Origin of the sequence: Brevibacterium picturae (genome assembly GCF_900105045.1) — a bacterium.
Lineage (GTDB): Bacteria > Actinomycetota > Actinomycetes > Actinomycetales > Brevibacteriaceae > Brevibacterium > Brevibacterium picturae.
This window is the reverse complement of sequence record NZ_LT629739.1, coordinates 235,438-259,432: the sequence shown is the minus strand read 5'-3', so window position 1 is coordinate 259,432 and position 23,995 is coordinate 235,438. Positions and strand designations below refer to the sequence as shown.

At 62.2% G+C, this 23,995-nt stretch carries 25 protein-coding genes and 1 pseudogene; 11 read left to right on the top strand and 15 right to left on the bottom strand.

The window, feature by feature from the left end; genetic code table 11:
- Positions 1–80: 80 nt before the first annotated feature.
- Entirely contained in the window at positions 81–1,205 is a 1,125-nt protein-coding gene (gene glpX, locus BLT92_RS01265; RefSeq protein WP_172802534.1) for a class II fructose-bisphosphatase, read from the bottom strand.
- Between the two features lie 209 nt (positions 1,206–1,414).
- Here glpX and BLT92_RS01260 point away from each other — a divergent pair, with 209 nt between their 5' ends.
- Complete coding sequence (locus BLT92_RS01260; protein ID WP_231938963.1) at positions 1,415–1,981, top strand: DUF4245 domain-containing protein; 567 nt, start codon at positions 1,415–1,417, stop codon at positions 1,979–1,981.
- Positions 1,982–1,987: 6 nt separating this feature from the next.
- Here BLT92_RS01260 and BLT92_RS01255 read toward each other — a convergent pair whose 3' ends face one another.
- Both BLT92_RS01255 and xseA read right to left on the bottom strand, forming a co-directional pair.
- On the bottom strand, positions 1,988–2,227 hold the full coding sequence (locus BLT92_RS01255; protein ID WP_092102183.1) for an exodeoxyribonuclease VII small subunit: 240 nt from the start codon (positions 2,225–2,227) through the stop codon (positions 1,988–1,990).
- Between the two features lie 48 nt (positions 2,228–2,275).
- Positions 2,276–3,586, bottom strand: coding sequence for an exodeoxyribonuclease VII large subunit (gene xseA / locus BLT92_RS01250; protein ID WP_092102180.1), 1,311 nt, complete (start codon positions 3,584–3,586; stop codon positions 2,276–2,278).
- 180 nt (positions 3,587–3,766) lie between these two features.
- On the opposite strand from xseA, the gene BLT92_RS01245 reads away from it, so the two are divergent.
- Positions 3,767–4,825, top strand: a complete 1,059-nt coding sequence (locus BLT92_RS01245; protein WP_092102178.1) for a 4-hydroxy-3-methylbut-2-enyl diphosphate reductase — start codon at positions 3,767–3,769, stop codon at positions 4,823–4,825.
- Between the two features lie 12 nt (positions 4,826–4,837).
- Here BLT92_RS01245 and BLT92_RS01240 read toward each other — a convergent pair whose 3' ends face one another.
- Positions 4,838–6,022, bottom strand: coding sequence for a DNA recombination protein RmuC (locus BLT92_RS01240; protein WP_092102174.1), 1,185 nt, complete (start codon positions 6,020–6,022; stop codon positions 4,838–4,840).
- 73 nt (positions 6,023–6,095) lie between these two features.
- Here BLT92_RS01240 and ychF point away from each other — a divergent pair, with 73 nt between their 5' ends.
- The 3 genes from ychF to BLT92_RS01225 are packed head-to-tail and all read left to right on the top strand — an operon-like array spanning position 6,096 to position 8,257.
- On the top strand, positions 6,096–7,181 hold the full coding sequence (gene ychF / locus BLT92_RS01235; protein WP_092102171.1) for a redox-regulated ATPase YchF: 1,086 nt from the start codon (positions 6,096–6,098) through the stop codon (positions 7,179–7,181).
- Positions 7,182–7,230: 49 nt separating this feature from the next.
- Positions 7,231–7,824 (top strand): ArsR family transcriptional regulator, encoded by a 594-nt coding sequence (locus tag BLT92_RS01230; RefSeq protein WP_157691294.1) that lies wholly within the window; start codon positions 7,231–7,233, stop codon positions 7,822–7,824.
- Positions 7,817–8,257: a HEPN domain-containing protein gene (locus BLT92_RS01225; protein WP_092102165.1), complete on the top strand. Its 441-nt coding sequence runs from the start codon at positions 7,817–7,819 to the stop codon at positions 8,255–8,257. Before BLT92_RS01230 ends, BLT92_RS01225 begins: the two co-directional genes overlap by 8 nt.
- Before the next feature lie 215 nt (positions 8,258–8,472).
- Here BLT92_RS01225 and BLT92_RS01220 read toward each other — a convergent pair whose 3' ends face one another.
- The 3 genes from BLT92_RS01220 to BLT92_RS01210 all read right to left on the bottom strand — a co-directional run bounded on the left by BLT92_RS01220 (position 8,473) and on the right by BLT92_RS01210 (position 11,050).
- Entirely contained in the window at positions 8,473–9,420 is a 948-nt protein-coding gene (locus BLT92_RS01220) for a PLP-dependent cysteine synthase family protein (protein ID WP_092102162.1), read from the bottom strand.
- A complete protein-coding gene (locus BLT92_RS01215; protein WP_092102159.1) occupies positions 9,417–10,346 on the bottom strand; it encodes a ketopantoate reductase family protein in 930 nt (309 codons plus the stop codon). The genes BLT92_RS01220 and BLT92_RS01215 overlap by 4 nt, the downstream gene beginning before the upstream one ends.
- Before the next feature lie 65 nt (positions 10,347–10,411).
- A complete protein-coding gene (locus tag BLT92_RS01210; RefSeq protein WP_092102156.1) occupies positions 10,412–11,050 on the bottom strand; it encodes a LysE family translocator in 639 nt (212 codons plus the stop codon).
- 81 nt (positions 11,051–11,131) lie between these two features.
- Between BLT92_RS01210 and BLT92_RS01205 the strand changes: the two genes are divergently transcribed.
- Complete coding sequence (locus tag BLT92_RS01205; protein ID WP_172802533.1) at positions 11,132–11,629, top strand: Lrp/AsnC family transcriptional regulator; 498 nt, start codon at positions 11,132–11,134, stop codon at positions 11,627–11,629.
- A gap of 121 nt (positions 11,630–11,750) precedes the next feature.
- Here the strand turns inward: BLT92_RS01205 and BLT92_RS01200 are convergent, their stop codons facing one another.
- From BLT92_RS01200 to BLT92_RS01190, 3 genes are all read right to left on the bottom strand, one after another.
- Positions 11,751–12,437, bottom strand: a complete 687-nt coding sequence (locus BLT92_RS01200; RefSeq protein ID WP_092108648.1) for a haloacid dehalogenase type II — start codon at positions 12,435–12,437, stop codon at positions 11,751–11,753.
- A 225-nt stretch (positions 12,438–12,662) separates the two neighbouring features.
- Positions 12,663–13,703 (bottom strand): methionine synthase, encoded by a 1,041-nt coding sequence (locus tag BLT92_RS01195; protein ID WP_092108646.1) that lies wholly within the window; start codon positions 13,701–13,703, stop codon positions 12,663–12,665.
- A gap of 17 nt (positions 13,704–13,720) precedes the next feature.
- The gene (locus BLT92_RS01190; protein ID WP_092102150.1) at positions 13,721–14,713 is read right to left on the bottom strand and encodes a putative oxygenase MesX; all 993 of its coding nucleotides are present in this window, start codon (positions 14,711–14,713) and stop codon (positions 13,721–13,723) included.
- Between the two features lie 124 nt (positions 14,714–14,837).
- On the opposite strand from BLT92_RS01190, the gene BLT92_RS01185 reads away from it, so the two are divergent.
- Both BLT92_RS01185 and BLT92_RS01180 read left to right on the top strand, forming a co-directional pair.
- Positions 14,838–15,779, top strand: a complete 942-nt coding sequence (locus BLT92_RS01185; RefSeq protein WP_092102146.1) for a LysR family transcriptional regulator — start codon at positions 14,838–14,840, stop codon at positions 15,777–15,779.
- A gap of 169 nt (positions 15,780–15,948) precedes the next feature.
- On the top strand, positions 15,949–17,178 hold the full coding sequence (locus tag BLT92_RS01180) for an alpha/beta hydrolase fold domain-containing protein (RefSeq protein WP_092102143.1): 1,230 nt from the start codon (positions 15,949–15,951) through the stop codon (positions 17,176–17,178).
- A gap of 63 nt (positions 17,179–17,241) precedes the next feature.
- On the opposite strand, the gene BLT92_RS01175 is transcribed toward BLT92_RS01180, so the two are convergent.
- Positions 17,242–17,634: a VOC family protein gene (locus tag BLT92_RS01175; RefSeq protein WP_092102140.1), complete on the bottom strand. Its 393-nt coding sequence runs from the start codon at positions 17,632–17,634 to the stop codon at positions 17,242–17,244.
- 106 nt (positions 17,635–17,740) lie between these two features.
- On the opposite strand from BLT92_RS01175, the gene BLT92_RS01170 reads away from it, so the two are divergent.
- Positions 17,741–18,748, top strand: a complete 1,008-nt coding sequence (locus BLT92_RS01170) for a helix-turn-helix transcriptional regulator (protein WP_092108644.1) — start codon at positions 17,741–17,743, stop codon at positions 18,746–18,748.
- A gap of 107 nt (positions 18,749–18,855) precedes the next feature.
- On the opposite strand, the pseudogene BLT92_RS01165 reads toward BLT92_RS01170, so the two are convergent.
- Positions 18,856–19,392: pseudogene (locus BLT92_RS01165) on the bottom strand (bile acid:sodium symporter family protein); the annotation flags it as partial.
- Between the two features lie 192 nt (positions 19,393–19,584).
- Here BLT92_RS01165 and BLT92_RS01160 point away from each other — a divergent pair.
- Both BLT92_RS01160 and BLT92_RS01155 read left to right on the top strand, forming a co-directional pair.
- Entirely contained in the window at positions 19,585–20,424 is an 840-nt protein-coding gene (locus BLT92_RS01160) for an alpha/beta fold hydrolase (RefSeq protein WP_092102134.1), read from the top strand.
- 16 nt (positions 20,425–20,440) lie between these two features.
- Positions 20,441–21,355 (top strand): alpha/beta hydrolase fold domain-containing protein, encoded by a 915-nt coding sequence (locus BLT92_RS01155; protein WP_092102131.1) that lies wholly within the window; start codon positions 20,441–20,443, stop codon positions 21,353–21,355.
- A 25-nt stretch (positions 21,356–21,380) separates the two neighbouring features.
- Here the strand turns inward: BLT92_RS01155 and BLT92_RS01150 are convergent, their stop codons facing one another.
- From BLT92_RS01150 to BLT92_RS01140, 3 genes are all read right to left on the bottom strand, one after another.
- Positions 21,381–22,601, bottom strand: coding sequence for a N(5)-(carboxyethyl)ornithine synthase (locus BLT92_RS01150; protein ID WP_092102128.1), 1,221 nt, complete (start codon positions 22,599–22,601; stop codon positions 21,381–21,383).
- Positions 22,602–22,713: 112 nt separating this feature from the next.
- Positions 22,714–23,697 (bottom strand): ArsA family ATPase, encoded by a 984-nt coding sequence (locus BLT92_RS01145; RefSeq protein ID WP_092102125.1) that lies wholly within the window; start codon positions 23,695–23,697, stop codon positions 22,714–22,716.
- Positions 23,688–23,993: a cory-CC-star protein gene (locus tag BLT92_RS01140; protein ID WP_407922870.1), complete on the bottom strand. Its 306-nt coding sequence runs from the start codon at positions 23,991–23,993 to the stop codon at positions 23,688–23,690. Before BLT92_RS01140 ends, BLT92_RS01145 begins: the two co-directional genes overlap by 10 nt.
- Positions 23,994–23,995 lie beyond the last annotated feature (2 nt).

Sequence of the window (23,995 nt, the reverse complement as noted above, 5' to 3'; positions counted from 1 at the left end):
TTCTTCCGGGTTGTGCGGCCAGGGGGTCGAATCGGTGGAGTCCGCGTCGACAGTGATCTGGTGGTTATCGGGACCGAGCTTCAGATGAGTCCCCGGCGGGCCGCCTCCTCGGCAGCCTCCACATATGAGTGGGTCTTTGCCGCCTGGTGCTCGGCGAAGACCGAACGCACAGTCCCGGACTTGGAACGCATGACCAGTGAGTGAGTGGTGACGTGTCCGCCGTCGAACTTCACTCCGTCGAGCAGATCACCATTGGTGATGCCGGTTGCCACGAAGTAGCTGTTGTCACCGGTGACGAGGTCATCGGTATTGAGCACCTGGTCGATGTCGAGTCCGGCTGCGGCCGCGGCCTCACGCTCAGAATCGTCCTGTGGCCACAGACGGCCCTGGATGACTCCGCCCAGCGCCTTGATTGCGCAGGCGGTGATGATGCCTTCGGGGGTGCCGCCGATTCCCATCAGCATGTCGACACCGGTCCCGGGGCGGCAGGCGGCAATGGCGCCTGCGACATCACCGTCGGTGATGAGCTGGATGCGTGCTCCTGCGGCGCGGATCTCATCGATCATCTTCTGGTGACGCGGACGATCGAGGATCATCACGGTCACAGAAGCGGGATCGTTGGTGCCTTTGCCCTTGGCGACACGGCGGATGTTCTCTGCCACCGGCAGGCGCAGGTCGACGGCGTCGGCGGCAGCGGGGCCCGTGACGAGCTTCTCCATGTAGAAGACTGCCGACGGGTCGTACATGGCGCCGTCCTCGGTGACTGCCATGACCGAAATGGCGTTGGGCATTCCGAGAGCAGTCAGACGGGTGCCGTCGATCGGGTCGACAGCCACATCACAGTGAGCGCCTTCGCCATCGCCGACCTGCTCACCGTTGAAGAGCATGGGCGCTTCGTCCTTCTCTCCCTCGCCGATGACGACTCGTCCGGCCATGCGGACAGTGGAGATGACGTTGCGCATCGCCGCGACAGCGGCACCGTCGGCAGCGATCTTGTCACCGCGACCGACCCAGGGTGCAGCAGCAATAGCGGCCGCCTCGGTGACTCTGACGAGTTCGAGGGCGAGGTTGCGGTCGGGAGCGTCGGCTCCGACCTGAGCTTTCTGGGACCAGGCATCCGTCACAGCAACGGGAGGAGCCTCGGCATCCACTCGGCCTCGGTCATGATGAGATTTCACGTCAGCAGATTCATTGGAGTCACTCATGAGTCCAATTGTGCCACCCCGCACGTTCGGCTCCGACATCGGGACGAATTCGCGTCATCACTGTGTCGGTCGACGTGATTGCTCGCTCAGGATTGGCCCTGGGAGGCAACGGCGAGGACAATGGCGATGTGAATGCCCAATCCGATACCAACGTTGTGGGAAATCAGGCGCCTGTGACACGCACGGATGCCGGTCCTGGGGGAGTGCCAATGACTGACGAGTCCGGAGTGATGCTCCCGGGGTCCAGAGAAGAGATGCGCTTCCTGCGGAAGAACTCGAACTGGGTCAACATGATCATCGCTATCCTGGCCTGCCTGGCCGTCGTCGCCGTGGTTCTGCTGATGGCACCGCAACCAGAGGTCGACTCCAAACGAGTGGTCGACTACCAGACGATCGCGGAACAGTCTCAGGACAGCGCCGACTTCGACCTCGTCGTGCCTGAAATCCCAAGTGGGTGGACGTCGAACGAGGCGAGCCTGGACCGCATGGGTGATTCCGATTACGTCTCCTGGTATGTGTCCTTCGTCGGCACAGATCGGCAATGGATCAGCATCGATCAGGCCAAGGCCACCGAGAACTGGGCTGAGAACCAAGTCGACGACGCGGTTGCCGCTGAGACGGTGACCGTCGGAGGCTCCGATTTTCAGATCTATCGGACCGAGGACGCCAAGGAATACTGGGTCACGGGCAAGGGCGACACCTTCGTCGTCATCACCGCAATCGCTACTCCCGAGACCATCGACTCCTTCGCACAGCAGGTCGCCGAACAGCTGTAATGAGGCTCAGCCCTCGTCGTCTGAAGACTCTTCCCGCGCTTTGTCGAGACGTTCCCGCGCCCCGTCGAGCCACCCCTGACAGCGGTCGGCCAGGGCTTCGCCGCGTTCCCACATGCTCAGGGACTCTTCCAGGGGCAGGTTGCCGGCTTCGAGCCGTTTGACGATTCCGACGAGTTCTTCACGAGCCTGCTCGTAGCTGAGGGAGCTGATGTCGGCCTGGTTCTGCGCAGTTGCTGGTTCTGTCATGATTGCGTCCTTCGTGTGATTGCTCGAGTGGTCTTAGGCCGGTTGTTGCTATTGCTCGGGTGCTCGGTTGTCATCTGTGCTCTCCTGCACCGCTGTTACCTCGGCATCGAAGCGTCCGCGAGCGACACGGACGTGGACGCTGGCGCCGGTGCTGACCTCAGCCGAGTCCCTGATGGCTTGACCGTCATCGCTTTGGACGACGGCGTAGCCGCGTTCGAGGGTCCGCAGCGGTGACAAGGATCGTGCCTGTGAGCGCAGATGATTGATCTCGGTCTGTCCCTGCATGATGTGTGTCGTGGTTGCTTGGAGACTGCGTCGCCGAATTAAGCGCAGCTGCTCTTCGTGAGCAGCCACCAGGGTCTGGGGCTCCGCAAGGACCGGACGTGATCGGACTGCGGTGAGCATCTCCTGCTCCCGGTCGATGATCCGATTGACGGCGGCCTCGAGCTCGGCCCGAGCGCGCAGCAGGTTCATGGACTCTTCGGCCACGTCGGGGACGATGCGCTTGGCCGCATCAGTGGGCGTCGACGCGCGCATGTCGGCGACTTCATCGAGGATCGGACGATCGGCTTCGTGACCGATTGCCGATACCACGGGAGTGTTCGCATTGGACACAGCACGGACGAGTGCTTCGTTGGAGAACGGGAGCAGATCCTCCATGCTTCCACCGCCGCGAGCGATGATGATGATGTCGATCTGCGGATCGGCATCGAGTTCGGTCAGGTTCTTCATCACGCCGGGCACGGCGTCGGGTCCCTGGACGGCGCAGTTGCGGATTTCGAATTCGGCGGCGGGCCAGCGTAGGTGGACATTGCGAACGACGTCCTTCTGCGCATCTGAGTCCCTGCCGGTGATGAGACCGATCCGATTGGGCAGGAAGGGCAGACGCAGCTTCCGATTCGGATCGAACAGGCCCTCTGCGCCGAGCTGCTTCTTCAACCGTTCCAGCCTGGCCAGGAGTTCGCCGAGTCCCACGGCGCGGATGTCATTGGCCCGCATGGTCAGACGACCGGTCTTCGTCCAGAAGTCGGCCTTGAGATTGGCGACGACATGGCTGCCTTCGGACAGCGGTGCGCCGGTGCGTTCGAGGACGTTCTTCCAGATCTGCACGGGCAGTGACATCTCGACATCGGTGTCGCGCAGCGTCAGATAGCTGGCCTTGCCGCGGTGGTTGAGCTCGACGACCTGTCCCTCGATCCACACGCTCGACATGCGATCGATATAGGACTTCATCTTGCTTGAGAGCAGACTCAGGGGCCACGGGTTCTCCGCCGTCGTCTCGCCTGCTGTCGGGGCCAGCTCCTGACCGTCGACCGATTCGCCGAGGGTCCCGGGCGTGCCGGAAATTCGTTGCGCCATGTTGTCTCCCCTTCCAATCCACCACCCTAACGAACGGTGGTGACATGACGAATCATTGCCGCACAGGAACGTGAGCGGCCGGGGTGTGATTGCTTGGCTGCGATGTGGATTGCTTCACCTTTGTAGCCGTTGTTCAGGTCCTCGGCCTAAACTGTGCTTGTGACTGCCGTATCTGTACCCATGCCCACCATTCCGCGCAAACGTCTTGCTCCGGAGGATATCCGGACGCCTGAAGGCGCTGACCAGAAGGTGCTTCTGGCCGCCCCGCGCGGATACTGCGCTGGCGTTGACCGCGCAGTGATCGCTGTCGAGCGCGCACTCGAGCACTATGGTGCTCCCGTCTATGTGCGCAAGGAGATTGTGCACAACAGGCATGTGGTCGACACCCTGGCCGAACGCGGTGCCATCTTCGTCAATGAGACCGACGAAGTTCCCGAAGGTGCTCGACTCGTGTTCTCCGCACACGGTGTCTCGCCTGCAGTCCACGCCGAGGCGGCCGCACGTGAGCTCGACACAATCGATGCCACCTGTCCCTTGGTGACGAAGGTCCACCGCGAAGCCGTTCGCTTCGCCCGGGACGGTTACCACATCCTCCTTGTCGGCCACGCCGGTCACGAAGAGGTCGAAGGCACGATGGGTGAAGCGCCCGATGACATCACACTGATCCAGAACCCGGAAGAAGCGAGGGCCGTCGAAGTCGACGAGGCCGAGAGCCTGGTCTGGCTTTCACAGACGACGTTGAGTGTCGACGAAACGATGGCCACGGTCGATATCCTGCGCGCACGTTTCCCACACTTGCAGGACCCTCCAAGCGATGACATTTGCTACGCCACGTCGAACCGGCAGGTGGCAGTGAAGAAGATCGCACCGCAGTCCGATCTGGTTCTGGTCGTCGGCTCGGCCAACTCATCGAATTCCGTGCGTCTTGTCGAAGTTGCTCTGGAGCACGGAGCTAAGGACGCTCGTCGGGTCGATTTCGCGCGTGAGGTCGACGAAACTTGGTTCCATGACGTCGCGTCTGTCGGCGTGACCTCAGGAGCCAGCGTGCCAGAGGGGCTGGTCCAGGACCTTCTGGAGCTGTTGGGCGAGTACGGCTTCGGTTCGGTCGAGGAAATCGTCACGGCGGAGGAAGACATCATGTTCTCCTTGCCTCGTGAACTGCGCAAGGATCTTAAGGCCGCAGGCAAGAAGACCTCGAATAAGCGCGATGGCGCTGACCGGGATCACGACCTGATCTGACCGGGGCCTTCACTAGTCGGTGCCCGTGCGGCGACCGCGCAGATCATGTCTGTCTGGTGTCGTGAAGGGATCCTGGCCTGAGGAACGCGGCCGGGTGAGTTCTTCAGCGCTGACTCCGCGGCTACGTGAGTCAAGCTCTGCAACTGTGTCGAGTTCGGTCGTGGCGATTCCCGTTGAAGGGAATTTCCGGGCTGTGACGAGGAATCGCGATTCCAACGACGAGACGAAGCGGTTGTAGTCCTCGACCGACCGGTCGAGACTTGAGCCCATCCGTGTCACGTGTGTGACCAGAGTGCCGATGCGTTCGTAGAGTTCGGTGCCGAGTTTGAGCACCTCGGCCGCAGATGTGCTCATATCTGCTTGCCGCCAATTCAGTGCCACAGTTTTGAGTAGGACCAGTAGCGTGGCGGGGGAGGCGAGTACGACGTTCTTGCCGAGGGCATGATCGATCATCTTCGGATAGGTGGATGCCGCCGAGGACAGCAGCCCGTCCGTTGGGACGAAGCAGACGACGAAGTCCGGTGCGGTGTCGAAGGATTTCCAATACTCTTTGGACGCCAGAGAGTCGATGTGACGCAACAACGCGCGAGCATGGTCCTCGTCGTTGGAATCAGAATCAGCCATTCGCGCCGACAGCGGCGTTTTGGCATCGATGATGATCGTTCCGCCGCCGGGTAGATTGACGGTCATATCGGGCCTGTGCCTCTTGCCGTCCCGCAAACTGCTGACTTGGGTTTCGAAGTCCACATGGGGGAGGAGGCCCGCGTATTCGACGATGCGCCGCAACTGGACCTCACCCCAATCGCCACGCTGAGCCGTCGAGGTCAGTGCACTGGCCAGAGAACCCGTTGACTCCTGCAGGCGGAGATTCTGTTGGCTGAGGTGCCCGATCTGCGTATTGAGCCGGGTGATCTGTTCGAGCTGTGTGCGGTCCTGAGCCTGAAGGTTCTCCTGCAGGTGGTTGACGCTCGCAGCCAGGGGCCCGATGGCGGCGGTGATCTCACCAGCCATCTGTGCATCGGCCTCCAGATCCTCCGTCCTATCGGTGAGGATCCGAGACATGGTCTCTGCACGCGTGAGTCGCTCGATATAACGGGAACGTGTGAGCGCACGCCCGAGGAGGAAGCCGAGAGCGGCGCCGATGATGATCGCCAGAATGAAGGCGACGACAAGTCCAGTGGCGGGGAAAGCATTCATGACTCAAGAGTGACAGACGGTACTGACACGAGATTTCGACCCGCACCTCGGCGGCGGGATAGACTTGCCTACCGTGGCTCTAACTATCGGAATCGTGGGACTGCCCAATGTCGGCAAGTCGACCATGTTTAATGCATTGACCAAGAATCAAGTTCTCGCGGCGAACTACCCGTTCGCGACGATCGAACCGAATGTCGGCGTGGTGCCGTTGCCCGACGCGCGACTCACCCGGCTGGCAGGGATGTTCACCTCCGAACGCATCCTCAACGCAACTGTCGACTTCGTCGATATTGCCGGAATCGTTCGCGGCGCGTCCGAAGGCGAAGGGTTGGGTAACCAGTTCCTGGCCAACATTCGTGAGGCCGAGGCCATCTGCCAGGTCATTCGAGGATTCGTCGATGACGATGTCGTCCACGTTGAGGGCAAGATCAGCCCCGCCGACGACATCGACACGATCAACACCGAGTTGATTCTCGCGGACCTGCAGACTTTGGAGAAGGCGCGGCCCAGGATCGAAAAGGAAGTGAAGGGCAAGCGGGCACCGGCAGATCAGCTGACTGCGATCGATGCCGCCGTCGAGATCCTTGAGAGCGGTAAGACTCTCTACCAGGCCATGCAGTCTGACAACTTCGACGTCACCGAGCTGCGTGAACTGCAGCTGATGACCGTCAAGCCCTTCCTCTACGTCTTCAATGTCGACGATGATGTGCTTGCCGATGAGGAGAAGAAGGCAGAGATGCGTGCCTTGGTGGCTCCCGTGGAAGCGATCTTCCTCGACGCCAAGTTCGAGGCGGAGCTCGCCGAGCTCGACGAAGAGGAAGCCCGCGAGATGCTGGAATCCACCGGCCAGGAAGAGGCGGGGCTCGACCAGTTGGCACGGGTCGGATTCGACACCCTGGGCCTGCAGACCTATCTGACCGCTGGCCCCAAGGAAGCACGTGCCTGGACGATCCCGAAGGGTGCAACGGCTCCTGAGGCGGCCGGGGTCATCCACACCGACTTCCAGAAGGGCTTTATCAAGGCTGAAGTCGTCTCGTTCGGTGACCTCGACGTCAACGGGTCCATGGCCGCAGCCAAGTCCGCCGGAAAGGTCCGGATGGAAGGCAAGGAGTACGTGATGGTTGATGGTGACGTGGTGGAGTTCCGCTTCAACGTCTGAGGCCCATACTCTTGACTCTTCCTATAACCGGAAGATATCTTCGTGTTCTATGAAGAACATGGCAGCGCAGCTGACGCCTTTCGTGCGCTCGGATGCAGTTGGGGCGATTCTGGCTGAGACTCTCGGACACCCCGATCGGGAGTTTACGCTGGCCGAGCTTGGGCGGCGGACAGATACGAGCGGTCCGGTCGTCCATCGCGAAGTCGGGCGATTGGTCGAATCGGCCGTGCTTTGTGACCGGTACGAGGGGCGAAACCGTCTCGTGAGTGCGAATGCCGACCACCCATTGTTCGCTTTGATGCGAGATCTGATCGCTGCGACCTACGGTCCTGTGCCGGTATTGCGTGAGCTCTTTGAAGGGGTCGACGGGGTGGAGAAGCTGCTCATCTATGGATCCTGGGCCGCGAGACGGTCCGGAGAGAGCGGCGCGTTTCCCAACGACTTAGACGTCCTTGTCGTTGGCGACGCACCACGGAGGGTGCTCACGGAACTGGCCGCGGAGGCAGGTGACCAACTAGACCTTCCGGTCAACGTCACGCGCATAGCGCCGGTCGACTGGGATTCGGAAGAGTCGTCGCCTTTCCTCTCGACAATTCGTTCGCGCCCGCTCGTCGATGTGAGGTCCGGCGAGATCGTTGACTGACATCGTCGATCAAATGCTCGCGAACCGGAGACTGGAGCGAGTAGAGAAGAATCGCGAGCATGCGCTGGCCGTGGTCGAAACCAGTGAGCGTCATGTCCGAACGGCTGCGCTGCTTGCTGATACAGACGATCACGCGATGGCGTTCACGGCGGCGTACGATGGTGCGCGCAAAGCGCTCGTCGCGGTTCTTGCTGCTGAAGGGCTTCGTGTCCGACCTGTCGGCGGAGCTCATCGCAACACGGGGATCGCGGCAGCAGGTTTGGTCAAAGACAGTGCCTTGGGCGAGTTCGAATGGATGCGACAAGTGCGCAACGCGACAGAATATCCAGACGACGATCGGCCGACAGCGACGAGCCAAGACGTGGCTGAAGCCATCGATGCGGCCATTCGGATCGTCGACGTCTGTGCTGAATATGTGCGCCGCGACGAGTAGGCGACGAATTCCGAAGGACTTTGACGTTCTCAAGGCAGGACTGCATCATGGTCGACGGCGACGTCGTTGAGTTTCGTTTTGCGCTTTAACCTTTGCGCCGTTGACGAGTTGCGGTCTGGTGGTGCGTGCGCAGCTGGAGTAGCGCGGCGTTCAGCAGCGGCTTGGGCACCTGGAGCGTATGCGGAGGTAGGCCCACAGGCAGCATTGTCCTGGTTTCAGGTGCGGTAGAGGTCGCCTGCGAGGTACTTGAGACCGCTGTCGCAGGCTACCGTCGCGACAGTGTGCCCAGGCCCGAGCTCCTGGGCGATACGCAGAGCGCCCGCGATGTTGAAAGCACTGGAGGTGCCGGCGAAGATGCCTTCTTCACGGGTCAGCGGCGCTGCCAGTTCCCTCGCTACTGCTTCATCGACCGTGAGGACGCGGTCATACAAATCCGCGGGCAGCAAGGACGGCACGATGCCGGTTGCGATGCCCTCGACATGGTGCGGGCCTGCATGCCCCGCGCTGAGCATGGGCGAGGTCGTCGGCTCAAGGGCCGTGACGACGACGTCGGGAAGCGCAGCCTTCAGGGTTCGGGATACTCCCGCGAGCATTCCTGCAGTGCCGACGGCTGCGCAGAAGGCGTCGATGACGATCCCGCTTCTCTCGGTCTGACGGAGCATCTCCTGGCCGAGAGCGTCGTGCCCGATCAGCGCGTCCGTGTTGTGGAACTGATCCGTCCAATACGCGCCCTCCGTCTCGACGATGCCGTCCAGGACATCGCGCATCCGGTCGAACAGGTCGGGGGTGATCAAGCCGCCGTTGCTCGGCACGAGCACCACGTCTGCGCCGAAAGCACGCATGGTCCGGATCTTCTCCTCGGAGAACGTGTCCGAGCTGATGATGGTGCACGGGTATCCCTTGACGGCACAGACGTAGGCAAGCGAGGAGCCGGTGCTGCCGCCTGAGTACTCCACGACGCGCTGACCGGGTTTGAGGTCTCCTCGATGTTCCGCCTCTTCGATGATCGCCAGCGCCATTCGGTCCTTGTAGCTCCCAGTGGGATTTCCTGCTTCGAGCTTCACGATCACCTGCGCGGCACCGTCCGGGACGATGCGCTGCAAGCGCACCATGGGAGTGTCTCCGATGGTGGCGAGCGAGGAATCGACTATGCCGTTGTTCATGATGAGGTTCCCGTCGCCCCGATGAGGGCCTGATGGTGGGTGCGCAGCTGAAGCAGCGCTGCATTCAGCAGCGGTGCAGGGGCTTCGAGGGCTGCTGCGCGTGTGGCGAGGTCGCCGATGATGTGCTCGGCTTCGACGGGGTCGCCGTGCTGGAGGTCGCGGTAGAGCGAGGACGTGAACGCGGACCCTGACTCGGTGAGCAGCCCCAGGGACTGCGCGTGCCCAGCCTCGCTCACCCGGTGGCCGGTAGCTTCCGCGATCTGCTCGCACTCGGCGATTGCCTGGAGGATCTGCGCTTCGCCTCCGGCGGCGAGGATGTCGCCGATGGTGCCGCGGAACAGGCAGGTGATGACACCGGCAGCGGCGATGAAAGCCCACTTCTCCCACAGCCGTGAGGCGACGTCGTCCACGATGTCCAGAGTGATGCCGTCGACGTCGAGCGTCCGGCGGATCTCGCTGGGCACGTCCTTGCCGTGCAGCCCGCCGACGGTCAGGCTGCACAGCGGGGTCATCTGCACCACGGTCCCGTCCTCGTCCAGGGTCGCGACGATCTTCACGATGCCCCCGATGACTCGTCCGGGGTAGGCGCGCTCCAGCAGGTCGATGTGGGCCATGCCGTTGAGCAGCGGGACGATGGAAGTCTCCGGCCCGATCGCAGGGGCGAGCGTCGGGATGATCGCTGCCAGTGCCGGTGCCTTGACTGCGACGATCACGAGGTCGAACGGATCTGTACCTTCCAGGGAAGTGACGGCGCGCGCCGTGTGCACGACGTCCACATCGGGCGCGCGGAAGCGCAGGCGGTCGGCGGCGAGCTGCGCGGCGCGGCGCTCTCGGACAAGGAACGTCACGTCCTGCCCGGCTGAGATGAGTCGCGCCCCGATGGCTCCGCCGGTGGCTCCTGCTCCGACGATGAGGGTCCGTGTCATATATCGAGTTTCCTTTTATGAGCTGCCGGGCCGGGGCCAGGCGATGAGTGAGTCCCCTATCGCGCTCACGTGTAGGGACTGATGAGGCCGTAGGCGGTACTCGCCAGCAGTCCAACCCCGATGAGCAGCAGCGCAACGCCGCCCAGGAGGGTGATGATCCGGTCCGCGGCCGGGGACCGGTGAAAGCCGAACAGCCGGATCAGCGCGATCGTCACAGCCCACCACAATCCTGCGCCGAGCACGACCGCTGCGCACAGGGCGACGGTCCGCATCTTCGCTCCGTCGCCATGCCCGATGAACTGGGGCAGGATCGCCGCGAAGAAGAGCAGCGCCTTCGGGTTGGTCGCGTTCGTGACGAATCCGCGCGCGTAGCCGCCCCGTGATTGGTGCTCGAAGTCCTTTGCAGCCTCCAGCTCGGTGCTGCGGGTGGTTCGAAGCATGCTCGCGCCCATCCACAGCAACACTCCAGCCCCGAGCAGTTGCACGATGGTCAGCGCCCCAGGCGCAGACACCAGCAGGGCTGTCGCACCAGCGGCGGCGAGCAGCGCGTGCAGCATCAGTCCGGCGACGATCCCCACTGCAGTGGATGCGCCTTCCCGGACGCCGCGGGTCGCCGAGTGCACGACGAGCACGAGGTCTGGGCCGGGCACTGCGAGCGCTACCAGCAGAGCGAGGGCGAACGCCGCCCATGATTCTGCTCCCACTTCTGCCTCCGATCCGTAGAATCTCTCGGAAGCCAGGTTATGGGTAGGATTCGCTACTCTGTATCCATGTGTGAACCTCAGATGAAATCAGCTCGACAGCCCGAATTGGATTCGGTGGACTGGGCGATCCTCGAACTGCTGCAGGTGGATGCGACCCTGCCGAACAAGGACATCGCCGCCAAGGTGGGTGTGGCTCCGAGCACTTGCCTGGAGCGGATCCGGCGACTTCGCCGCAACGGGACCATTGTTGCGACGCGCGCGCATGTGCTTCCGAGCTTGCTCGGCAAAGGGGAGCAGGCGTTCCTTGGCATTCAGATCCGTCCGCACGACCGCGACATGGCCAACGACTTCGTGCAGAAGGCCCTCGCACTGCCTGAGACCCTCGCGTTGTACAACGTCAGTGGCAGCGAGGACTACCTCGTCCATGTCGCCGTGGCGAACAGCACCGAGCTGCAGACGTTGATCATCGACAAGCTCCTCGCTCTGCCTCAGGTCGCGCACTGCCGGACCCAGCTCATCTTCGGCGAACCCTGGGTCGCTCCACTGCGCCGACGCTCGGCACGTGGTGCGAACAACTGAGGTGTCATTGCGTAGCCAGAGGTTGGTCTGTGCCGGAATGCGGTGGAGTTCCGGTTTAACGTGTGAAATCTCGCCAGGCGTGTTGATCCGACCCGGACGTGGACGGGTTTGTTCAACCTGCTTAGGTGCGCAGTTTGGCGTGCAAGTCGATGAGGTCTTCGGCGCACAGGTCGAAAGCGTCGCTGTCAGCGGGCGGGTCGCCATTGGGACGTGGCACGTACGCGGTGCGCATCCCTGCCGCCGCCGCAGCGCGCAAGTCCCACGCATGCGCCGCGACCATGTACGGCGCTCCGCTGGCCATCGGAGTGGCCGACAGCGCAACCTGATAGATCTCCGCGTTTGGCTTGTACGTTTGTGCGTCCTCGGCTGAAAGCACCTGATGCCAGCGCATCCCTGAACTGCTGCTCAGACCGGTCAGCACCCGGCGACTAGCGTTGGAGAGGCCCACTACTGTCACGTCGGTTGCGAGCTTTGTCAAACCCTCGACGGTGTCAGACCACGGCTCCAGACGTTGCGCGGCGCTGAACAGTGGTCGGATCGCCTCAGCGGGAAGCACCTCGTCTGCCGCCAGCCGCTCCAACGCCGCGGCGTCCAGGATGTGACTGGGTGCGAAGGCGGCGTCGCCGTTGGTGATTGCTCGCTCCTGTTCGGCGACGTGATCGAGCCACGAGCCGACGACTCGGTTCGTGGCCACCTCGCCCCATCCGGTGACAGCGCTGACCTGTTTGCGCAGACTGCCCTCCTGATCGACGAGAGTGCCAAGGACGTCGAATACGATCGCAGGTCGGTCGGCGCTATGGCTACTCATGACAGTTTCGAACATCGCAGGTCTCTGAACTATTCCCGTCGACTACGGTCCGGATGTGGCCTTTCGTTCGAGTGCTGGTGTTCGCGGCGCCATCGCCCGCACGCTCCTTGAGGCTATTCGGCTGCGGTATGTGGTGGAGTGCCGTTTCAGGTTGGTCTGTAAGTGACCGCGTGGCTGTCCGCTCCGTTGAAGTAGGCAGCCACGCGGTGTCTATGCAGCCGAGAGTCAGGGCTGATCTGCGGCGAGCTCCTCACGAACGATGCTTGTCCCCGCGCTCAGTGCGCTCAGCTTCCCAAGGGCAACACCCCGCGAAAAGGGTGCCATGCCGCAGTTCGTGCTCGGGATGAGCTTGTCCGCGTCGACGAATCTGAGCGCCCGGCGCAGGGTGTCGGCGACGTCCTCTGGAGTCTCGATGGTCTCATTCGCCACGTCGATGGCTCCGAGCATGACCTTCTTGCCGCGGATGAGCTCGATAAGATCCATCGGGACGCGGGAATTGTGGCACTCCAGTGAGATGATGTCGATGGTCGACTGCTGCAGGAGCGGGAATGATTCCGCGTACTGGCGCCATTCGGCTCCGAGGGTTGATTTCCAGTCGTTGTTTGCCGTGATCCCGTAGCCGTAGCAGATGTGAACGGCCGTTTCCGCGCGCAGTCCATCCGCAGCTCTCTCCAGCGTGGCAATGCCCCAGTCCTTCATCTCGTCGAAGAAGACATTGAAGGCAGGCTCGTCGAACTGGATGATGTCCACTCCGGCCGCTTCCAAATCCCGCGCCTCCTGATTGAGGACTGCGGCGAACTCCCAGGCCAACTTCTCGCGACTCTTGTAATAGCCGTCGTAGAGCGTGTCGATCATCGTCATAGGGCCAGGGAGTGCCCACTTGATCGGTTGGTCGGTCTGCTGGCGGAGGAACTTGGCATCGTCGACGAACACTGGTTTCTCGCGGCTCACGGCGCCGATGACAGTGGGTACGCTTGCGTCATAGCGATCTCGGATTCGAACCGTCTCGCGCTTCTCGAAATCAACTCCGTTGAGATGCTCGATGAACGTTGTGACGAAGTGCTGGCGGGTCTGCTCTCCGTCGCTGACGATGTCGATGCCGCGGTTGGTCTGTTCGTGGACTGCGATTCGCAGAGCATCCTGTCTGCCCTCGGCCAGGGCCTCGCTTTGCAGGTTCCACGGTGACCAGAGGGTCTCAGGCTGTGCGAGCCACGACGGCTTCGGCATACTGCCGACGATCGAAGTGGGCAATAGAGTCGGCTTCATTGATTCTTCTCCGGTGGTCATGCGGCTGGAACGGGATAGTTTGCGGCCCACTGTTCGAGCATGCCCCGGTGTGGGTTGACGAACGTCTCCGCGGTGTACTTTCCCTGCTTGATTGCGAGCTGGCTGCGTTCGACGCGATCGTAGGTGATCGGTGTCTCCGAGAAGTCGTCCCGCTCCAATGTCGGTCGGTAGGTGTCTTCGGCGGCCGCGTGCGCGTTGTAGATCTCTGGTCGGTAGATCCTCTGGAAGGTCTCCATCGTGCTGATCGTGCCGATGAGCTGCAGATTGGAATAGTCGTTGAGGAGATCGCCGCGGAAATAGAAGGCGAGGGGTGCGACGCTGCCGGGCGGCATGAAGTATCTCACCTGCATTCCCATCTTTCCGAAGTAGTCGTCGGTCAGCGAATATTCGTCTTGCTGGTACTCCACGCCGAGAATCGGATGGTGATTCTCGGTCCGGTGGTACGTTTTGCTCGTCGATACACTGATGCAGACCACTGGCGCCACCTGGAAGCGTTCCCGATATGCTGCGGAATCGAGGAAATGCTGGAACAGCTTGCCGTGCAGATCACCGAAGTCGTCGGGGACAGTGAATTCGCTGGCGGCATCGTTGACCGCCGGAAGTCGCACGCTGAAATCGAAATCGCGGACGTAGGACGAGAAGTTGTTTCCCACGATCCCGGGGTAGCGGACACCTGTCATTCGATCGAGGATCTGGATATCCAGAACCTCGAGCAAGGGGAATTCCTGATCGCTGCCTGCAGCGGTGAACTGCAGCTGTCCAGAAACGATCTCGAGGTCGAGCGCGTACCGGTCCCCATCGGGATTGTCCCAGTGGGCGAGGTCGTTGAACCGACGATTGATAATCGTCAGGGTGCTGCGGAGGTTCTGCTGACGGTGCTCGCCCCTAGCGAGGTTCGCGAAGTTCGTCGTGGCTCGTGAACTATCCGACGGGGAGTAGTGCTCGTCGAATCGGGTGGTGGTGATGTTGATTGTGAACTCGGTTGTCATGGACGTCCAATTCGGTGTCTGATCGGCCGGTCTCGGCCTTGCGGAGGTCTTCGAATCCATCCTGCAGGCAACGGGGAGATATCGGGTAACTTGGTTGAACTATGGGTTCATATAGTCTTTATCTATGTCCCGAGGATTGAGAAGCATCACACTGCTGCAGCTCCACTACTTCATCGAGGTCGCGGCGGAGGGGTCGATCACGGCCGCTGCTGATCTGCTCTATGTCTCCCAGCCGACGATGTCTGGAGCCATGAAAGATCTTGAGACCCGGGTGGGTCGGGCGTTGCTCTTCCGATCTGCCCGCGGTGTGACACTCACTGTGGACGGTGCGGAGTTCCTCGGCTATGCGCGGCAAGTCGTCGAGCAGGCGGAGCTCCTTGAACAGCACTATCTCGGTCGGCCCCCGTCGCGACGCCTGCTCGGGGTATCGGCGCAGCACTACTCGTTTGTGGTTGATGCGTTCGTGCGGATGGTCAAGACCAGCGATGCGGCCGAGTATGAGTTCTCCCTGCGCGAGACCCGCACCTGGGACATCATCGAAGATGTTCGTACGCTCCGCAGTGAGCTCGGCATTCTTTATCGGAACGACTTCAATCAGAAGGTCATCGACAAACTGCTGCGGGATTCCGGGCTTGTTTTTCACCCGCTTTTCCTCGCACCGCCGCACATCTTCATCTCCCGGAAGAATCCGCTTGCCTCCCGAGGTCGGGTCACCCTTGACGACCTTGCCGACGTGCCACGACTCACCTTCGATCAGGGAGCGAACAACTCGTTCTACTTCGCCGAGGAGATCCTCTCCACTTTGTCGAGTAAGCAGGAGATCCGGGTCTCCGATCGAGCGACGATCTTCAACCTCATGATCGGACTCGACGGTTATACGATCTCGACGGGCATCATCAGCGATGACCTCGATCCTGAGATCGTCGCGATTCCTCTCGACGTTGACGAACGCATCGAGATCGGCTGGATCGACCATTCCGGCATTCCACTCACCGAGCAAGCCCGGCGCTACCTCGAAGAGGTGCGGGCCGTTGTCACGGGGTTCGATCTCGAGCTGATCGGCTGACTCTGACAATGCTGGCGGGGTCCATGGTGCTCGCGAGCAAGGGCGGTTGCTCACGTATTCGAGCCATGTCCTGCGCTAGAGTGACCCCTGGCGTCAGCATGTGATCGCAGCGATGAGATCTGATGCAGGTGGAGTGTCAACCTGGAAGATCGAAAGTTGAGGACAGAAGATGACCGACAGCACGAGTTCGCTTCAGCACTCGGAAAGAGGGGGCGTCGCGAAGGTATTCCGGGCAGTGGTGTTCGTCCTCGGGCTCATACTGGGCGTGATTGCAGCGATCTTCGGACTCGCATCACTCATTCCCGGGCCTGGGCCTCTCAGTACGGTAGCGGCTCGGTTCGCGCCAACCCTGGCGCCGATAGCGGCTCTGGCCGGACTGATCGTGCTCCTCATCGGAATCGTCGCTGTGCGCAGGGGACGTCGGCGCACCGGTGCAGTCACGACAGTGCTCGGCGGGATCGGCGCGGTCGCGAACATCGCCGTCGTTACGGTTCTCGTCGGAGCCATCACGTCGGCCGGCGGCTCGGTCAACCTGCTCACCGCGACGTTCGGGCTGTCGGCAATGGATGCTGCGTCGCCCGACCGCAAGGAGGTGTACGACAAGACCAGTTCGGGTGATGACCTCTCCCTATCGATCTACGAGCCGAAGAATGTGAAAGGCTCGACACCGACCATCATGGCCGTCCACGGCGGCGGCTGGATCGCGGGTGAGCCAGATGCAGTGAGCTCAGAGCTTCGCACCCTGGCTGACCACGGCTACTTGGTTGTAGCGGTCGAGTACGAACTTGCCACTGAGGACAACGCGACATGGAATAAGGCACCCGCGCAGGTTGCGTGCGCGGCGAGCTGGATTCAGTCTCACGCCGACACGCTCGGTGCAGATATGGAGCGTCTCGCGTTCTGGGGTGAGAGCTCCGGCGGAAACCTGGTCGCCAACACGGCCGGCGCCGCAGCAGACGGCACCGCTGAGTCGTCGTGCGGTGGAAAGGTTCCCGCTCCAGCTGCGGTTGTCGCCGATTACCCCGCGTTCGATGTGACTGGTCTCTACGAGAACGCTCCTGCAGGCCCGGGCGCGGGCACAGGCTCGCGCATCTTTGCGACAAGCTACACGGGTGGCACACCCGAAGAATTCCCGAAACGCTACGCCGCGGCGAATTCCGCCACGCACCTCACTGCTGACGCCCCGCCGACACTCGTGATGACCGCGATGCGTGATGACGTCATCATCCCTGCTGACCAGTTCGCGTGGGTCGACGCTGCCCGAGACCGTGGAGTCGATGTCGAGACTGTGCAGATTCCACTCGCGAACCACGCCTACTCGCAGAAAGCGAAGAACTCCCTCGGCAGCCAGGGACACCTCAGCATCGCAGAGGCCTACCTATCCGAACGACTTCGATAGCCTCGCGGTTGAGGTGAGGCCCGGCAAGCACCTCGGCGGCCCAGTGTGGGAATCGGCCTAGTGTCAGAATCGGTCTCGGCCGGCGTCGGTGATCGGTGTGAAGAAGTTGATGAGCGTGCCGTCGGGATCCCTGACCAGGAGCGAGCGGTTGCCCCAGGGCATGTCAGTGGGTTCGTTGACGAATATCCCAACAACACCTTGCAGCGCCAGATAGGTTGCGTCGACGTCGTTGACGAGGAAGTCGAGCGTGATGCTGCGATTCGCCCGCGCCTCGGCGGCATTGTCCCCGAGCAGCGGCACCGTGGCGCTGCTGGCGATGGCCAGGGTGCCTGACGTAGTGCGCAATTCGGCGAACATCGGATGCAGTCGGACCGCGGTGATCCCTGTGGCTGTTTCATAGAACGCGATCAGCGCGTCGACGTCGTCGGTGATGATGCGGGTGGCTGCCAGTTGCATGGTCTTCTCCTCTTGCGGTGAATGCGATCCGTGATTACGACCGCGAACATGAGAGTACTGTCGATACCGGGCGAAAACTGTCCTGTATGACGAGAGGGTGGGCGACATGGCCGACACGACTGCACGAACTCTGCGACTGCTCGAGCTGCTCCAGTCCTCACAGCTGAGGACCGTTGCGGAGCTGGCAGACAGATTCGATGTCGATGACCGCACGGTTCGCAGAGACGTGGCGCGACTGGGTACGCTGGGGGTCCCGGTCGAGACGCTGCGCGGTCGCTACGGCGGGTATCGGCTCGCCACCGGCCAGCGTGTTCTCCCGATCATGTTCAGCAGTGCAGAAGTCGTCGCGGTCTTTTTGGGGTTGTCCCGCGAACAGGTCGCATCAAGCGAGCCCGAGATCGCTGCGCAGACGGCTCTGGCCAAGATCAAACGAGCACTGCCGACAGCCGATGCGAAGCGGATCGACACCGTGCTGGAAGCAATAGCGCCCTCACCGGAATCCGGGGGAGTCTCGGTTGATCCCGGGGTGATGCTGAGTCTGGCTGACGCGGTCGATCGTCGCGCAGTTCTCGACCTGCGTTATCTCGACTCGACTGGCATCGCGTCGAGGAGGACCATCCACCCCTATGGCGTGATCGCACATTCGGACAAGTGGTACCTGCTCGCACTCGACACGGACCAGCAGGAAGAGCGCACATTCCGAGTCGACCGCATTCGGTCAGTTCGGTCGACGTCCGACACGTTCGCTGCCCCGCAGAAGTCCGATCCGAAACAGCGTCTCGTCGACCGCTTCGCCGAGGCGGACTATCGGTGGCAGATCGTCCTTCACATCCGGTCGAGCGAAGATCAGATCCGATCACACCTGCCAGCCAGCGTTGCACGACTCGAACGATCGCAATACGCGAGGCAGCGGCCGCAGGACTCTGCCTCGGCTTGGCATCGGGCAGAGATCCATGCACAGAGCCTCGACTGGCTGCCAGCCGTCATTGCCGCTCTCGGCTGCGAGGTGGTGATCGAGCGGCCCGAGGAGCTGCGAAGCGAGGTGAGTGCGGCTGCGCGGAGGCTGTTTGCCTCCGCAGAGTTCCGGTTCGACGTCAACCCTCGTTCCGGATGAGCGGCGGTTTTCGAAATCAGAACTCGTCGATGACGATCAGCAACTGTTCGGGCAGCTCGCGAATCCGAAACCGACGGGAAGGAGGGCTTCGAGTTTTCGTTCGGTTCTCAGCCCTGCAACTGTGGCTCCTTGGCTGTTGCGGTGCGAGTTCCACGGGTGATTGTGAAGCCGAATGCCGTGGCGAGGACGTACATCAGGATCGAATAGATGACGGCGGCGATAGCCACCTCGATGCTGTTGAGCACGCTGAGGGCAATGGTCAGGGCGATGGTCGTGTTGTGAATGCCGATCTCCATCGAGACCGCGATTGCCTGCGGTGCGCCGAGCTTCAGCAGACGGGCGCCGACGACGAGGACGACGATCGAAAAAAAGATTCGCACCGGCCGGTCCGCCCGCTGCGCGAAGCTGCGGGAGAAATGGCGTACCACCATGCCCAGTGCAACCGGGACCAGCACGATGATCATTACCTGAAGCAGCTTGCCGAGCTGCAGGCCCAGCTCTCCGTCGGCGTCGAAGTAGCCGATGGCCAGGTTGGTGATCACTGGGATGGTGAATGCCGCCAGCACCGAGTTGACTGCCGTGAGGGTGATGTTGAGTGCCGCATCACCGCGGAAGAGGTGGCTGAACAGGTTCGCAGTCGGGCCACCGGGAACACCGCATGCGGGTTACTGGCGGGTAGATGCGTCTTATGATCAGTACCAGGTGACATGCGTCACAGGTTAAATTTCTGGAGGGTCCATTTGAAAATGGGGGAGTTCGCTGCGTGCGACTCGACAACTGAGGCTGGCACATTCACTGTTGAACGTCGATGACACAACGCAGTGCTATCGTGCCATATGGCCACCATCAGAGTTGACGGCGTCGACCTCGGAGTTGAGAGCTTCGGTCGCGAAGACGATCCCCTCGTGCTGCTCGCCGGCGGAACCACGATGTTGTCGTGGCCCGACTCGCTCTGCGAATGGGTAGCCGAGGGCGGGCGCAGAGTCGTTCGCTACGACCTGCGCGATTCCGGTGCTTCAACCACCAAAGACCCGGAGAATCCGACATACGACCTGCGAGCTCTCGCCGCCGATGCCGCGAACCTCGTCACAGCCCTCGGCGCGGAGTCCGCCCACCTCGGCGGGCACGGTGTCGGAGGCATGGTCGCTCAGGTTGCGGCACTCGACCATCCGGGCGTCATATCGGCACTGACGCTGGTGAGCACCCGACCGGTTGCACCCGACCCCATCGATGATGACCTGCCGGACCACGATCAGTCGGCCATGTCTGAAGTCTTCTCGCGTCCTCAGCCTGATTGGACGGACCGTCGAGCCGTTGCCGAGTACGCAGCTGCAAGCGCCGCCAGTTTGGGCAACGACCCAGCACAGGCTCTCGAGATCGCCGCTCGGATCTGGGACCGAACTCCGACATCGGAGGTCTCGGTCCATCACGCGAATCAGCTGGGCAAGGTCTTTTCCCGGATCGACTGCTCACCACGCTGGCGAGAGCGCCTCGGTGACCTGCGAATACCGAGTCTGATCGTCCATGGTCGAGCCGACCCATTCTTTCCCGTCGGCAACGGTGAAGCGCTTGCCGCAGAGATCCCCGAAGCACAGCTGTTGATCCAGGAGGATATGGGGACGCAGATACCGGAATGGACGACCGACGGTATCGCGACCGCCATGCTTCGCCTCTGAACCCGAAAGGAAACCCTTGCGCATACTGCCTCCCGAATCGCTCATCCCGGTCTATCTCAAGGCCACTGGCGCGAATCGTCCGTTTGTGACTGAGGACGGAGCACGCCGACGCATCGCTGAGCGCTTTCTCCGACCCGCCTCCTACGGTCCGCCCTCACGCTTGGAAGGTGTGCGTGTGGACCGTCGGCTGCCCGATCCGAACGGATGGCCGGTCTATGACGTTGAACCATCGGCCTCCGCCGTGCAGAAGGCACGGCCGAAGTCTGTTGTGGTCTACGTCCACGGTGGCGGTTGGGTCAACGAGATCGCTCCCCAACATTGGACGCTCATCGCACGCATCGCTCGAGAGACGAATCAGCGCGTCATCGTGCCGATCTACCCGCTGCTGCCCTCCGGCACCGCCCGTGAGGCCCGCGACGGCGTCGTCGAACTCATTCGCGCCGAACTCGACTCCGATCATCAGGTGCGTCTTGCCGGAGACTCCGCTGGCGGTCAGATCTCACTTTCTGCGGTCTTGCACTTGCGCGCGGAAGGCGTGCAGCTGCCGGCCACGACCCTGCTGTCGCCGGCCCTGGATCTGACGTGGAAGAACCCGCAGATCGACGTCGTTCAGCCCTTCGACCCCTGGTTGGCCCGTCCCGGAGGTCGCCTTCTGGCTCAAGAGTGGAGCGGCGATGATGACATCGAAGATCCGGTGGTCAGCCCCCTGTGCGGCGACTTGAACGGACTCGGGCCACTGACGATCCTCACCGGTACACGAGACGTGCTCAACCCTGATGCACACGTGCTGAAGGACAAAGCCCGCGACGCCGAAGTGTCGTTGGCGTGGCACGAAGGCGAGGGGCAGCTGCATGTCTATGCCCTCCTGCCGACGAAGGCAGGGGAGCAGGCGGCGAAGACCATCGTGGAGAGCCTGAGACCGGCCACGTGAATCAGCCCAGCTCGTGATTGTGGACTCAGCTCACCTCGGCGATGCGGGTGTACGGGTACTCGGATCCCCGGCCCTGGAAACTCAAGATACTCGGATTCTTGACCTCACCGTTCTGGATCTCGATCGCCCGGGCGATGGTGGGGACCTGTGGCCACGCATCCGGCCCCTCCATGACCGTGCGCAGATAGGGCAGGAGCGCTTCGCTGATCTCCCACGTCGCCGAGTTCCACAGATACGACGGAGTGTGGTCGACGGCGTAGTAGTTGACGCCCTGTCCGACTGTGAACATCGGATTCTCGAAACCAGTGGGCTTGGCCCATTCGAAGCCCATGCCCTCATCGCAGGAGACATCGATGATCAGGCCGCCCGGGGCGAATTCCTTGAGATCCTCCGTGCGCAGGTAGGTCATCGGCGCGGAGACATCCTGAAGCGTGCAGTTGAGAACGATGTCATGTGAGGCGAGGAAGGTCGGGAGGAGAACGTCGCCGGCGTCTGTGACCACTGTGGACAGGTGGGTCGGGCCATCGCCGGTGTTGAGTTGGGTGATGTGCGCACTGTGGATCGGCGAACCGACTGCTGCGACCCCTCGCTGGGTCAGGACCTGGATGTCGTGGATCCCCTGGGCCTTGAGCGCGGTCACCGCCCCTCGCGCTGTGGCACCGAATCCGATGACGACCGCACTGAGTCGCGGACCATAGTCCCCGGTCGACCCGGTGAGACTCAACGCGTGCTGGACCGAGCAGTAGCCGGCGAGTTCGTTGTTCTGGTGGAACACGTGCAGGCTGAAGTCTCCTTGCCGAGTCCAATGGTTCATCGCTTCGAAGGCGATGAGAGTCAGCCGCCGATCAATCGCGGTCTGCGCCATAGCCACATCCTGCACGCAGTGCGGCCAGCCCCACAGAACACGGCCCTCGGGAATCGCCTCCACATCCGCCGCCTGGGGCTTGGGCAGGAGGAGGACCTCAGCGGACTCAATCACTTCGGATCGTTCCGCGACTCGTCCGACACGAGACTCGATATAACCGGGTTCCAGCTGAAAGTCCGCGGCATAGCCCCGCTCGACGATCATCCGTGCTCGCACCTCGGCGTCGATGCGGTCGATGTGATGGGGGTGAATCGGGAGTCGCCGTTCGTTCTCCATCGAGGAGTCGGCGAGCAGGCCCAGGGTGAGAAGTCCGCTGGTCGGGGTCTCATCGTTCGCCGAGGCGGCAGAGTCAGCAGTGGTCGGGTGAACGGTGCCGGACATCCGGCCTCCCATCGTCGGGGAACCAGAGTCAGCTCCACCTTCGACTATACGCTGAACCATCCCGGAACCGGCTATCCGCGCAATCGCGGACACGGCTCAGCCGTGAACGTAGTCAGGACAGCAGTCGTGCGAAGTCTGTTAGGGCCTGGCGTCCAACCAGTTCTCCTGGCATCAGTGGGAGCTCGGACAGAGGGATGTCGGGCAGCATCAGCCGCACTCGTTCAACCTGTGAGTCCTCGGCGTCACGGCGATCCTTGAGCAGCTGCCCCTCGTCCGAGGGGGAACGCCGATTGGCGACGAGTGCCGCCAACGGTACGTTGATGGCCTTGAGAGATTCTGCCAACTCCAAGGTCTCCGCAACCGGCATCCTCTCGGGAGTGAATACGACAAGGAATCCGGTGCGCGAACGGTCAGTGACGACCTCTCGCAGATTCTCGAAGCGGTCTCTGCGGCGAATGAGCGTCCGACGGAGCTCAGCGTCAGCCTCGGCAGCGGGATCAGCGCCGGACGTGCCCGCGATGCTGCGCATTGCCGCGGAGTAGCGTTCTGAGCGATCACGATTCTTCAGCAGCGACTCGGTCCAGGTCGTCAGCTGCGCAGGCAGGGTGAGGAGTCTGAGCGTGTGGCCGGTTGGAGCAGTGTCGAAGACGACGAGGTCGTACTCCTCGGTGCCCAGTGCGACTGCGTCGGCCACCCGTTCGAGAACCGCTGATTCGAAGCTGCCAGGAGCTTCCCGGGCCAGGGCGAGATGACGCTGCGCATGGGGCCGCATGCGTTCGGGCAACATCCGCCTCATCATGCGTTCGACGGAAGCCAGGTGGCGTTCGAGTGTGGCCTTCGGATCGATCTCCATTCCATCGACGAGTCCGCCGGAAGCATCACCGTCAGTGAAGGCAATCAGCTTCTCGGGTGCATCGCCGACCTCACGGTCCCAGAGATGCCCGAGGTTGTGCGCCGGATCCGTGGAGACGACGAGGACGCGCTGTCCCTTGAGCGCGTGCGCGACAGCCAGGGACGAGGCTACCGTGGTCTTGCCGACGCCGCCCTTTCCGCCGACGAAGACGACGCGAAGACCGTCTATCGAGTTCAACAGCATGCGATGTGATCCAGAGGAGAGTCGGGCATGCCCATGCGGCGATGCCAGGCATGGAAGTCCTGGTAGAGGCTGGGGAGGAACTCCGCCGTGTAGTAGGCGGCAGGATCCGGTACACCCAGTGCTTCGCCCAGAACGATCAGGGTGAAGAAGTCGTCCTCGCTCTGCTTCTCCCGGGCAAACATCTGACGGTATGGTCCCTTGTAGAACTCGTCCAAGCCGTCGCGGAACGCGGCCCAGCGCTGGGCGAACAGTTTCGTCCAGGGCTGGGCCGCGTTCATACCGCTGTCATCGGGCAAGG